This is a genomic window from Streptomyces nanhaiensis (assembly GCF_046614825.1).
Taxonomy (GTDB): Bacteria; Actinomycetota; Actinomycetes; order Streptomycetales; family Streptomycetaceae; genus Streptomyces; species Streptomyces radiopugnans.
On sequence record NZ_JBKJFM010000166.1, the window covers coordinates 1 to 12599 of the forward strand.

At 69.0% G+C, this 12599-nt stretch carries 6 protein-coding genes; 2 read left to right on the top strand and 4 right to left on the bottom strand.

Annotation, left to right across the window (positions count from 1 at the left end):
* Positions 1–411 precede the first annotated feature (411 nt).
* Positions 412–699 carry a hypothetical protein gene (locus tag ACLIYP_RS25890; RefSeq protein WP_412715525.1) on the bottom strand — a complete coding sequence of 96 codons (288 nt, stop codon included), beginning with the start codon at positions 697–699 and terminating at the stop codon, positions 412–414.
* 81 nt (positions 700–780) lie between these two features.
* Complete coding sequence (locus tag ACLIYP_RS25895; protein WP_412715526.1) at positions 781–9471, bottom strand: golvesin C-terminal-like domain-containing protein; 8691 nt, start codon at positions 9469–9471, stop codon at positions 781–783.
* A gap of 677 nt (positions 9472–10148) precedes the next feature.
* Here ACLIYP_RS25895 and ACLIYP_RS25900 point away from each other — a divergent pair.
* The gene (locus ACLIYP_RS25900) at positions 10149–10601 is read left to right on the top strand and encodes a hypothetical protein (RefSeq protein WP_412715527.1); all 453 of its coding nucleotides are present in this window, start codon (positions 10149–10151) and stop codon (positions 10599–10601) included.
* Here ACLIYP_RS25900 and ACLIYP_RS25905 read toward each other — a convergent pair.
* Both ACLIYP_RS25905 and ACLIYP_RS25910 read right to left on the bottom strand, forming a co-directional pair.
* Positions 10592–11266, bottom strand: a complete 675-nt coding sequence (locus ACLIYP_RS25905) for a pirin family protein (RefSeq protein WP_412715528.1) — start codon at positions 11264–11266, stop codon at positions 10592–10594. The two genes, ACLIYP_RS25900 and ACLIYP_RS25905, sit on opposite strands and share 10 nt — an antisense overlap.
* A 160-nt stretch (positions 11267–11426) precedes the next feature.
* Positions 11427–12032 carry a CGNR zinc finger domain-containing protein gene (locus ACLIYP_RS25910; protein WP_412715529.1) on the bottom strand — a complete coding sequence of 202 codons (606 nt, stop codon included), beginning with the start codon at positions 12030–12032 and terminating at the stop codon, positions 11427–11429.
* Between the two features lie 142 nt (positions 12033–12174).
* Here ACLIYP_RS25910 and ACLIYP_RS25915 point away from each other — a divergent pair.
* Positions 12175–12599: MFS transporter (locus ACLIYP_RS25915; RefSeq protein ID WP_412715530.1), on the top strand; the 425-nt coding region annotated here is incomplete at its 3' end.

Here is a 12599-nt window from a genome sequence, read left to right on the forward strand (position 1 = left end):
GTCCGTAACGTCCTCGACGACCAGTGCCGACAGCCCGGAAAACACCGTCCCGATAAGAAAATTGACATCCATCACGAGATCATCGCGGATGGCTACTCGGCGTCACCACCGACTACGGGCCAGAGCCAAACGTTTGACATACCCGTAGTCCGGAAGCCCATGTCGTAGGTGCCGGTGGCGGAGTCCCGGCAAGACTCCCCCGGAGAGCCATGGCTCTCCGGGGGAGTCAACGCACTCAGAGGCTCCTACTTCATCCGGTGCCTCACCCGTGGTCGTTGCACTGCAAATGCGCGATGAACACGCCGGTTCCGAACAAATCAGTCATCGACCCACCAGAACCTGTGAGACGAAACTTCCAGACCAAGAGGCCGCCGCCTGTCATGGACGGAGTCCAGTGGGCGGAAAAACAGGTCAGGCACTTGACACCAGGAACCACATGACCACGATGAGCGCTGCCAACAGCAGGCAGAAAACTCGCGCGATCTTCCACCTCCAGGTCATCCACGTAACGAGCGCAAGCAGCGCCGCTGCCAACACCAGGCAGAAGTAGGCCCCCGCAGTGGAATCAGCGTCGCCTGGGCCGGTCTGCTCACCCTCGACAGCGAATATCGACAAACCCAGCAAAGCCGTTGCCGCAAGGTAAACACCTGCCGCGAACAAGCCTCGCAGCCAAAGCCCCAAATTCACGTTCTTACTCACCTTGACAACCTTTTGAATGAATTCGCCCGAGGATAAGTGGCGCACACCGAAGCAGATCAACGTGCACCACAGAGTTGAACCTCAGTCAAGCAGCCCCGTCAGCATCGGCTGCCACTCGACGATTCTCCTCCCGTACGCCCTGGAGCTAGGATCGGTTCCCGAGTAAGGACCTCCTTGGTACCAAGCTCCCACATTCTGGATATCCGCATCGGTAAAGCTGGACGCACCCTTTCCAGGGGCTAGGTTGTCTCGGCCGATAGATAGGTATCGAGCTGCAAGGAAGATGTTCTGAACGTTGTCCTGAAGCGATCCGATGACCTCTCTACGCTGCTGACTGTTGATCTCCCCTGGATCGTACCCGAGTAGTTCTGCAGCAGTATCTATCTGCATGCTCATGTTGCCGAAGGAAGCGTCGTCCCCATTGAGGATATATCCTCCGAAATCAAAAACCGGCGGATCTCCGGATATTTCGTTGTATGCGACTCCTGCCAGGAGGGTGGCGGGGATGTTGTAGTGTGCTGCGGCAGCTTTGATGGTATCCGCATAGGCACTCACGAAGTCACCCTTGTACTGGGCTTGATCCTCCTCCACCGAACCAGTTGCCAGATCCCAAAGTTGCGAAAGGGCATCCGCATTGCCCCATACATCGAGAGCCTTCTGAGAACCGAACTGATCAGACAGGCCCATCAACCAACTGTGCTCACCGGTTATCTGCTCGGCACCCGTGCAGTGGGTTGCATTACTTCCCCATGCACAGCTTCTGTTCCCCTCAACCATGGTCGAATCGGCAGCAGGCGTCGACGTGGCGTTGACGTCCCAGCCGCCGGCGCTGTTCATGGTGCAGCTGTAGCCGGCTTGGTCGCATTCGGCGAGGCGGTGGCCGTCGAGTTCGATGCGGCTGACGGGGTTGCCGGCGGTGAAGGCGTAGCGGTTGGCGGTGAAGGGGTCGGTGCCCAGGTGCATGTCGGCCAGCGCCCCGGTGTACAGGTCGCGGGTGGTGAAGCGGTTCAGGCCGGGGCTGTAGTCGCGGAAGCCCATATCGTAGGTGCCGGTGGCGGAGTCCCACCGCTTGGCGTTGTACCGGTAGGGGTTGTACGCCTCCTTGGCGGGGTCGGTGGGGTCGGGCTTGTCGATGCCGGTGAACTCGGAGGTGTCGTCGGATCCGTAGGCGGTGTAGCCGTAGGTGGCCTGGGTGTCGCCGGTGGCGTCGGTGAGGGTCTCGACGTCGGTGTGGGCGTTGTAGCCGTAGAAGCCGTCCTCGGCCGTGCCGTCGGCGTGGTGTGTGGTCTGGGACAGGCGCTGGCCCCAGGGGCTGTACTGGTAGGACTTGGTGACCTGGCCGGCGACCTCTTCGTCGAGTACCTCGCCGGACAGGCCGAGGTAGTCGAAGTCGGTGGTGGTGCCGTCGGCGGTCTTGGAGGCGGTGCGGTCCAGCGGGTCGTAGGTGTAGGTGGTGGTCTTCCGCGCGCCGGTGTCGTCGAGCTTGGTGTGCTCGGTGACGTGGTCGAAGCCGTCGTAGGTCTTGGACTCGATGATCTGGCCGCCGGAGGTGACCGAGCTCAGCCGGCCGAACGGGTCGTAGTCGTAGGAGGCGGTCGAGCCGCCGGCGGTGGCGCTCAGCAGCCGGTTGCGGTCGTAGGCGTAGGTGGTGGTGGTGCCGCCCACCGTCTGGCTGATGACGTTGGCGTTGGCGTCGTGGACGTAGGTGTCGGTGCCGGCGCCGTTGCCGGTCTTGACCGACGTGGCCAGCCGGTCGACCGGGTCGTAGGTGTAGTCGGTGGTCGAGGAGAGGTACGCCGAGTGGTCGTCGGCGTTCATCTTCTTCGCCACGTCCCGCGCCTTGTTGCCGTTGGGGCCGTAGGCGTAGGTGTGGGAGGAGACCAGGGTGCCGCCCGCCTTCTTCTCCACCTGGGTCTTCAGCGCACCGTCGAGGAAGTAGGTGTGGTCGACGGTGTTGCCGTTGTCCTTGGTCTCGCGCAGCTTCTGGCCGCGGGGGGTGTAGGTGAAGGTGGTGACCTTGGGGTCGGTGTCGAGGGGGCTGGTTCCGACGGAGACCTCGTCGACCAGGTCGCGGATGTCGTAGCCGTAGGCGGAGTACTGGTCGGGGTTGGTCAGCGTCTTGGCCAGGCCGTTGGGGTCGTAGGTGTAGGAGGTGGTCTCCTTGACCGTGCCCGCGGCCAGTTCCTCGACCTGGTGGACCTGGTTGAGGCCGGTGTAGGCGATCCGGTAGGTGTCGGTGTCGGCGCCGGAGGAGCCGTCGGTGATCTGGGTGAGGTTGCCGTTGGCGTCGTAGGTGTAGGAGAAGTCGCGCTGTTCGGTGTCGCTCTCGCCGCTGGTGTCGCGCACCAGCTTCACCGCGTCGGCGACGACCGCACCGCCGTCGTTCTCGGACAGCTCCAGCTTGGCGTCGTTGCCCCGGGTGAAGGTGTGGGAGCCCAGGGAGACCCAGGTGCCGGCGCCGGTGGTCTGGTCGACCGTCTTGTCGGTCGTCCCTCCGTCGTGCGTGAGCGTGTACGTGGCCGTTGCCGCCGTCTCCGGCACGTCCGGGTACTTCACGTAGGCGGTGTAGGTGCCGTCGGCGGGGATGTTGAGGGTCCAGGTGAAGGCGTCCGTGCCGGTGCCGGCCGCGTGGACGGCGTGGTCGTAGCCCTGCTGGCCGTCGGCGTCCGCCGTGGTCCAGGTGCCGGTGGAGTCGGTGTTGTGGGTGTCGGAGTTGTCGACCAGCACCACGTGCCGGCCGACCGGGACGCCGTCGTCGGTGCGGGACTTCAGTTTGCCGTCGGGGTAGTAGCTCCAGCCCATCGTGCGGGAGGAGGAGCCTCCGGCCGAGGTGAGGGTGCGGGCGGTCTGCCGGCCCAGGTCGTTGTAGTCGTAGGTGGTGGTGATGTCCCACGGGTCGGTGGAGGACTTCACCAGACCGTGGTCGTAGTAGGTGTAGGCGGTGGTGTTGCGGACCGACTGCCCCTGGGAGGGCGGCAGGGAGGTCGACGTCACCCGGCCGGCCGCGTCGTACACCGTCTCGGTGTAGACGTTGGGGTCGTTGTAGCGGGAGTCGTCCGGGTCGTAGGGCTGGAACTGCTTGACCGGGCGGTTCAGCGCGTCGTACTCGGTCCGGGCGGTGAAGGCCTCCGTCGTCCCGGCGGCCACGGCCCGCGGGGTGATCACCTTGGTGCGGTTGCCGACCTCGTCGTAGACGTACTTCGTCGTGCGGTAGGTGATCGTGCCCGAGGCGTCCTTGGCGTGGGGGACCTTGACCTCGGTGGTCATGCCGCGCTCGTCGTAGGTGACGAGCGTGGTGTTGTTCTCGGCGTCCGTGGTGGAGACGACCAGGGAGTCCTTGTCGTAGGCGCGCGAGGTGGTGTGGCCGGCCGCGTCCGTGACCGTGGTGACGCGGTGGTTGAGGTCGTAGGCGTAGGCGGTGGTGAAGTCGCCGGTATCGGCGCTGGCGTTCTTCTTCGGGTCGGTGACCTTCAGCAGGTTGCCGACGTCGTCGTACTCGTAGGAGAGCTTGTCGCCCGCCGCGTTGACCACGGAGGTGAGCTGGTAGACCGCGTCGTAGGCGTTGGTGGTGGTGTAGTCGCCGGCGGTGGCGGTCAGGTTGCCCTTGGGCTCGGTGGTCGTCAGGAGGTTGCCGACCTTGTCGTAGGCGTAGGTCGTCCTGCGCTCGTTTGAGGTGTCGGTGTCCTTCGGCGCGGTGGCCGAGGTGAGCTGGTCGGCGCTGTCGTAGACGGCCGTGGAGACCGCCCCGTTGGGCGCGGTGGATTCGGTGACGTTGTCGTTGGCGTCGTAGACCGGGGCCGGGGTGATGATCACCTCACCGGCTTCCTGGTCCTTGGGCACGGTGGAGACCAGCGGACGCCCGAAGACGTCGTAGGTCTGCGTGGTGGTCTTGCCCAGCGCGTCGGTGCTCTCCAGCACCTGCCCGCGCTCGTCGTAGAGGAACGAGGTGGCGTTGTCCAGCGCGTCGGTGATCAGCGCCGGGTAGCCGGTCGGGCCGAACTCGCCGTGGGTGGTGGTGTTGCCGTTCGCGTCGGTGGCCGCCGTCAGCCGGCCGTGGGTGTCGTAGGTGTAGGTGGTGGTGTAGTCGTCGGCGGTGGTGGTGGCGGTGCCCTTGGGGTCGGTGACCGAGGCCAGGTTGCCGAAGGTGTCGTAACCGAACTGCCAGGTCCGGCCCTCCGGGGAGACCTTGCGCCACAGATCGGCCACATGGCCGTTGAGCGAGGTGGCGTACTCCATCGTCGTGCCCGGGGTGCCGGCCGCGTTGGCCTCGGCGTCCTTGGTTTCGGTGGGGTAGCCGGTCTTGGGGTCGTAGGCGTAGGTGGTGACCGCGCCGTTGTTCTCCTCCAGGCGCGTGACGTTGTTGTCCGCGTCCCAGGACAGCTTGGTGGTCTGGGACTTGGCGTTGGTCACCTGGGTCGGGCGGCCGTAGCCGTCCTGGAGGTAGGTGGAGGCGTTGCCCTCCGCATCGGTGACGGCTGTCTGGATGGTGGAGCCGGCCGTGCCGTCGGGGTCGGTGTAGACGAAGCCGGTGTCGTGTCCGAGGCGGTCGGTGATGGTCTGCGCCGCCCAGTGGAACGTCGGGTCGTCCCCCTCGCTGGGGTCGTAGTAGTCGAAGGAGGTGGCGTTGCCGCGCGGGTCGGTGACCTCGACCAGCTTGACGTTCTTGTTGCCCTGGGTGGCGTCGTAGGTGAACGTGAAGACCTTCGGCTGTGCGCTGCCGGCGCCGTCGGTCAGCTCCCCCAGCAGGCCCTTGTCGCTGTAGACGAAGGTCAGCTTCCGCCCGGAGACGTCCGTGATCGACGCGATGTGGTCGATGATCTTCGGGCTGGTCAGGTTGGTGCCGGACTGCTTCACACCGGCGTCGTCGATGTAGGGGTAGTCCTGGCCCTTGTCGTAGTAGTCGACCGTCAGGGTCTGCCGGCCGGCCGGGTCGGTGATGTACTTGAGGAACTTGACCGGCTTGTTCTTGGAGCGGCGTTCCTCGTAGGTGTAGGTCTGGGTGTTGCCGTTCCGGTCGGTGATCGCCGACAGGTAGCCGTCGCAGTCGAAGAAGAACTGCGTGCGGTCCGGCCGCGTCATCGACCAGGCCTGCGGGTCTCCGTCGGCCGACGGCCGGCAGTCCACCCCCGCCTTCTGCTGGAGCAGGTAGTGCACCCCGGCCGGGGCCTTCCAGGTGCCGTCGTCCTGCTTGCGGAAGGTGTGCGCGGTGCCGTCACCGTCGGGGAGGGTGACGGTGGTCGGGTTCGGGTTGGGGTGGAAGTCCAGCGCCGCGCCCGAGCGGATCGGGGCCGCGAGCTGGGCGGACCAGCCGTGGCCGAGGACGGTGTCGGAGGTGTCCAGGGAGTTGTAGGAGAACCGGGCGAAGGTGGACAGGCCGCGGCCGGGGTTGGAGAAGGCGTTGTAGGACCAGACGTTGTTGCCGGCGTACAGGTTGTTCATCACCGTCGAGCCGGCGCCGGTGTTCTTGCCCGCGTAGGAGTAGAACTTCTCCAGCCCGAGCTGGTTGGAGGTCGGGTCCTCCACCGCCACGTGCTGGGCCAGACCGGGGACTCCCCCGCCGTCCGACACCCAGGCGCCGGTGCTCTTGTTCCGCACGTCCCAGGTGAGCACGTGGTCCAGGCGCTTGTTGCCGGAGTCGGAGTTGATCGGCGCCTTGACCTGAGCCCGCACCGTCGCCGACTCGCCCGGCGCGAGGTTCCTCGGCAGGGCGGTGGCGATCTGGTTGCCGCCGGTGGTGGCGTCGGTGCCGTCCGGCAGCGCCCACCGGTAGGACAGCTCGTGTCCGGTCGCCGTCCACTCCGAGCCGGTGGTGTTGGTGACCGTCACCTCGACGGTGTCGGTGTCACCGGGGATCATCCGGGACGGCGTCTGCGGCGCGTAGTAGGTCTTCTCGGCGGTGGAGTCGACGTAGATGACGCGGATCAGCGGGCGGAGCTGCGGGTCGGCGGCCTCCGCCGACAGGAACAGGCTGCGTTCCTGCGGGCCGGTGGAGGACTCGTCGGCGAGCTTGAGCATCGCGCCCTTGTTGGCGGCCGGGTCGCTCACCCAGCCCTGCGTCATCGAGGTGGCGTCCCACCAGTGGCGTCCGACCTCGTTGCCCCACTGTGCCGTGGTGTCGGAGACGGTGGAGCCGTAGTCGCCGCCGGGTTTGGACCAGGCGGTGGAGGAGGACGCCTTGTTCCAGGTGGCGGTGGTCTCGTCGAAGGCCCGTGTCAGCGGGCGCAGTTCGTAGACCGCCCCGTCGCTGCCGGTGGTGGTCTGCGAGGCCCACAGGAACAGTCGGGACTCCAGCACGGTGGCGCTGGTGGGGATGTCGGAGGTCGGGAACTCCAGCACCGAGCGGGTGGTGCCGTAGGTGGCGGAGTTGTTGCCGACGCTCAGCCACTTCTGGCCGACCCCCCAGGACTCGATGGTGTCCTGGTTGGTGTCCGGCTGGGCGCTGGAGAGGGTGGTGTCGCTCTGCCCGGCCTGGATGAGCTTCATGGTGCGGCCGGCCTTGGGGATGCCCACGACCCGGGTGGGCGAACCGAGCAGCTCGCCGCTCTTGGTCTTGACCGCGATCTGGTAGTAGTACGACCGCCCGATCTCGTCCGCGTGGTCGGCGGGCGTCGGGGTCGCGGTGGTGTCCGTGAACGACGTGACCGCCTTGTCCACCGGTGCGACCAGGGTGGCCGCCGACGGGGTGAAGGTCTGCTGGCTGGAGCGGTGCAGCTGGTACTCCACGATGTCCAGACCGGAGTCGCCGCTGGTGTTCTTGTACGCCTTCCAGTGCAGCTCCGGGCCGGTGCCGTGGACGACGGTCGGGGAGTCCAGCGCGGTGCCGGTCTTGCCCCAGGTGACGGTCAGCCGCGGGTAGGTCGAGGTCTCACCGCCGTAGTCGCCGTCGGCCGCCTCGTAGCGGGGGCCGCCCAGCGGGCCGGAGGAGGACTCGTCCCGCGCCTTGATCACGAAGCCGTGGTTGGCCGCGGTGCCCGAGACCCACTTCTGCACGGTGTCGGTGACGGGGAACTTGTGCCACTGGTTGTACTCGCCGACGTTCTTCCAGATCTCGGCCGGGTTCACCAGCCGCACCGCGTCGGCGATGACGGCGGTGGAGGTGGAGGCCGGACCGTCCCCGAGCACGACCTTGCCGGTGGTGCCCTTGGTGAAGGGAAGCTGCTTGCCGCCGCCCAGTGAGGTCCACTGCCCGCCCGTGCCGGCCGACTGGTCCACGGTGTACGTCGCCGAGCCGTCGCGGTGGGTGACGGTGTAGGGGGCGTTCGTGGCGCGGTCGGTGGCCGCGACGTAGTGGACGTCCACCCGGTAGGTGGCGGTGTCCTCGACCCTCGGCTGCCAGGCGTAGGTGTCCCCGGCCGTGCCGTCCTTGTTGTAGCGGTAGTCGCCGCCGACGGCGTACTGCGTCAGCGTCGAGCCGGACGCGGGCCAGGAGCCGGAGGCGGCCGTGGCCGGGTCGCCGTCGTCGACCTGGACGCTGGTGCCCGACAGCTCGCCCACCAGCGAGCTGGTGCTGGACCAGGTCGCCGTCGACTCGTCCCACGCCCCGGTGGCCCGGTGCACCCGGACGGGCACGTCGGTGCCGCCGGTGGTGTGGGTCTGGTCGAAGTACATCTCCAGGCGGGCGGAGTCGACCTCCACCCCGGCGGGGATCTCGTCCAGCGGGAACTTGATCAGCGAGCGGGCGGTTCCGGTGTCGGTACGGCCCGCCGCGAGCTTCCAGTTGGCGTTGAAGTTGACCGACGGCTGGTCGGACAGGACCATCACGTCCTGCGACTGCGCCGGCGTGGGGGCGATGGAGACGGTGGGGTCGACGACCACCGGGTACCGCCGCTCCTTCGCCGCCAGCCAGTCGGCGTCCGGCGTCACCGTCAGCCGCCAGTCGTCGCCGTGGCGGGTGAGCTTCTGGGTGACGTCGTTGCTGTGTGCGTACCCGTAGGGCGAGGAGGCGTCCTTGCGCGCGTCGGTCATGTACGCGGCGGGGATCTCCATCACGGGCACGCCGGGGTGCTCGCCGTAGAAGGCGATCGAGCCGTCCTTACGCACCTTGGGCGTGAGCTTGTCGACGTCCAGGGTGAAGGTGAACGACACCGGCTCGTCGGGTCGTTCGGCCAGGGTGATGTTCTCCTTCACCCGGCCCGGGCCCACCTCGTAGGACAGGTCGGCTCCGGGCAGGGCGCCGGCGTAGGTGACGGTGTCGCCCTCGGCCCTGGGCTTGAGCCTCGCGCCCGTCGCGTCCTGGAGGCCGATCGTCACGCCCTGGCCGGTCTCGTTGGCGAAGCGCATCAGGCGCCTGGGGTCGGAGCCGAACCAGCTGCGGCCGGTGTTGGCGGTGCTGGCGAACTCGAACCCCTCGGCGTCGCTGGGGCGCACCGCGGTGTCGATCGACTTCCACTGGGCCTTCTCGCCGGACCCGGAGCGGTAGGAGGTGGGGACGGCCGACAGTTCGGCCTCGACCCGCCCGTCGGAGAGCTGCCAGAACCGGGCGTGCGCGGTGCGCTTGCCGGTCAGCTCCTTGACGCGCTTCGCCGCCGGCGCCTTCTTCCCCCTGGGGAGCTTCTCGCGGCTGGGCAGCGCCGCCCTGCCGTCGGCGGGCGGGGCCGCCTCGCCGTCGTCCTCGTCGCCGGAGAACCAGTCCGCGACGGTGTCGACGACGCCCTTGCCGCCGTCGTCGCCGTCTCCGGACGCCGGGGCCGCGTGCGCCACCTGCGGCAGCAGGGTGCCCATGACGGCCGACACGACGAGTCCGGAAAGCAGTCTTCGGTACCGCTTTCTCATCCTGCCGAATTCCTTTCCCGGCCGGTCCCGCGTCTCCCGCGCTCGCGTACGCGCGGAATGCGGGCAGGCCGAAGCAACCACCCCGGAAAACGGGGCGGCCTACGGACGGAACATGGCCGTGAAATCGGCGTTACGGCGTGGGGACCGGACGACGCACCCCCAGGAGGAACCCCTGGAAAGGGATTCCGCCAAGGAATGCGTCGCCCGCCGGTCACGACGGCTCTCGCAGCCGACGGAGGGTTCTACGCGTGTTTCAGATCCCCCGTCAAGCGTGCGGACATAAGGGGCACTTCACAGGTTCGGCACCTCATCACCGCAGACCAAGACGGACCGATGGGGCGGATTGGGATGCTTTGTTCCCTCACTGGCCACGGGTGTCGCGCATGGTGTAGAACGCCGTGTTCGCATGTCCGCGTTCTCGGAAGGGGATCGTCATGAGCAAGGACATGTCCGGGCCCCCGGACACACCGGACGAGGAAAAGGACCGCACGCGGGCGCATGCGCGGCCCGGGGAATCGCCCGGCCGCCCGGACAATCCGGCGCCGGATGTCCCGGAGGTCACGGAGGTCACCGGCAAGGCCGGAAGCGCGGAGAAATCCGATGCCACGGAAATCCCGGAAACCGGTCCCGCCGATTCCGCCGGCGGCGAAACCGCGGAGGGCACGTCCGAACGGGGCGTGGACCGGCGCGTGGTGGCCGTCGCCGCCGCCCTGGTGCTCGCCTGCGCCGGCCTCGTCGGCTACGGCGTCCTGAACACCGAGGACGAGCCCGGGGAGCGGGCCGTCCCCACCGCCGAGGTCACCTACGAGGTCCGGGGGGAGGGCACGGCCGACATCACCTATCTCGCCCGCAGCGAGGCCGGGAAGGCGACCGTCGCCTCGGACGTGACGCTGCCGTGGAAGAAGACCGTGGAGGTGCCCCTGGGCAAGGAGCCCACCGTCAGCATCCTCCTCGGTGAGAAGGGCGGCGAGGCCAGTTGCACCCTCGCCATCCGCGGCAGGCACGTCCAGCGCTCCACCGCCTTCGGGTCCTACGGGCGCGCCACCTGCTCCGGCGCGCTCCCGGCCCCGGAGCCGGCCGTACGGGATTCCGCCGTGGAGCCCCCCGCGGAGGGGCGGTCTCAGCCGTAGGACGGCTCGGAGTGCATCTCCCAGACCAGCGCCTCGGCCCCGGCCCCGCCTCCGGACGCCTCCAGCCCCTGCGCGTCCGTGATCCGCGCCGCGTCGCCCGCCTCCAGCGACTCACCGCCCAGGCGCAGCCCGCCGCGCACCACGTGCACGTACACCCACGGCGCGTCCGGCACCGCGGTGCGCTCCCCGGCGCCCAGCCGCCGCACGTGCAGCACCGCGTCGGCACGGTCCAGGGCGTACGGGGTGCCGTCCGCTATGCCGCGCACGACCTCGTACTCCGCCTCGCCTCCGAACACCCCCGGCACCAGCCACATCTGCACGAACCGCAGCGGCTCGCCCCCCGCGTTGCGCTCCACGTGCCGGATGCCGCGGCCGGCGCTCAGCCGCTGCACGTCCCCGGGCCGCACGGTCACGCGGCGGCCGGCCGAGTCCTCGTGGGTCAGCTCTCCCTCGACCACCCACGAGACGATCTCCACGTCCGCGTGCGGGTGCTCGGCGAAGCCCGCGCCCGGTGCGAGGCGCTCCTCGTTGCAGGCGACCAGCAGCCCGAAGCGCGTGTTGGACGGCTCGTAGAAGCCGGAGAAGGAGAAGGCGTGCCGTGTCTCGATGCCGGCCGCCGGGTCCCCGCCCCGATAACGGTCCGCATCGCGCCATATGTGCAGCATTCCTCCACGGTACGCGGACGGCCGGACATCCCACACGACGGCCGCCGCCCTCACGCCTTCCGGCGGAACAGGGCCGTCCACAGGAAGGGTTCGCCGAAGCGGGGGGACCCGGGCGGTTCGCCGCGCATGCGGCGCGACGAAGGCGGACGACTCTTCCGCCTCACTTCGCGCCACCCCGCCCTTCCCGCCGACCGGCCGGGTTGCCCTCCTCTTCCCTCCGGCGGCGGCGGTGGGCCGCGACGCGGGCGCGGGAGGCGCAGGTGGCGGAGCAGTAGCGGCGGGCGCTGCCGGGGCCGGTGTCCAGATAGAACGCGGAGCAGCCGGGTGCGGCGCACTCGCCCCAGGCGGCGCGGCCGTACTCGGTGACGATCTGTGCCAGGGCCAGGGCGCTCGCGGCCAGGAACCAGTCGGCCCAGCCCGCGTCCTCGTCCCGGTCGACGTGGAGGTGCCAGGGGTGGCGTCCGCCGTGGTCGGTCAGGCGGGGGCGGGCACCGCACTCGGCGAGGATCGCGTTGAGTGCGCGGGCGGCCCGGCCGGTGTCGGTCTCGGCCAGTACGGCCGTCATACGGGCGACGGCGGAGCGCAGTTCGGCCGCGCAGGCCGGCGGGAACGTCTCCTCGGTGAGGTCCTCGGGCCGCTCACCGTGGCGGACGAGCAGTCCTGCCAGTTCCTCCCGGGGCAGCTCCGGGTCGGCGCGGAGGGCGTTGGCGAGGTCGACCAGCCGCCGGGCCGGCCGGAATCCGCGTCCGGTGACCACGTCGTTCACATGTCTCTCCCCTCACCGTCCCGCACAGGGTAACGTCTTTTTCCAAAATGGCGTTACACCTCGGGAGGCATCCGTGCGCCCGCACACCGGGCTGAGGTCCTATCTGGCCACCGCCTTCCTCGCGCGGCTCGCCGAGGAGGGCATGGCGGTGGCCGTGGTGATGCTGGCGCTGCACCGCACCGGCAGCGCCGCCCAGGGCGCGTTCGTGCTCACCGCCTGGATGGCGCCGCACGTACTGGCCGCGCCGCTGGCGGGGGCGCTGGCCGAACGGGCCCGCAACCCCCGGCTGTTCTACCTGTGCGCGCTGGGCGGCCTGGCGGCCGGGATCGCGACGCTGGCGGCGATCACCGGACGCGCGCCCCTGCCCGCGGTGCTGGCCGTCGCCGCCCTCGGCGGCGGTTGCGGTCCGGTGGCCACCGGCGGACTGTCCGCCCTGGTGGCCCGCCTGGTGCCCGAGGGGGCGGACCGCGACCGCGCGTACGCCCTGGACGCGGCCACCTACAACGCCGTCTCGGTGGCCGGCCCCGCCCTGGTGAGCACGGTCGCCGCGCTGGCCTCGCCCGCCCC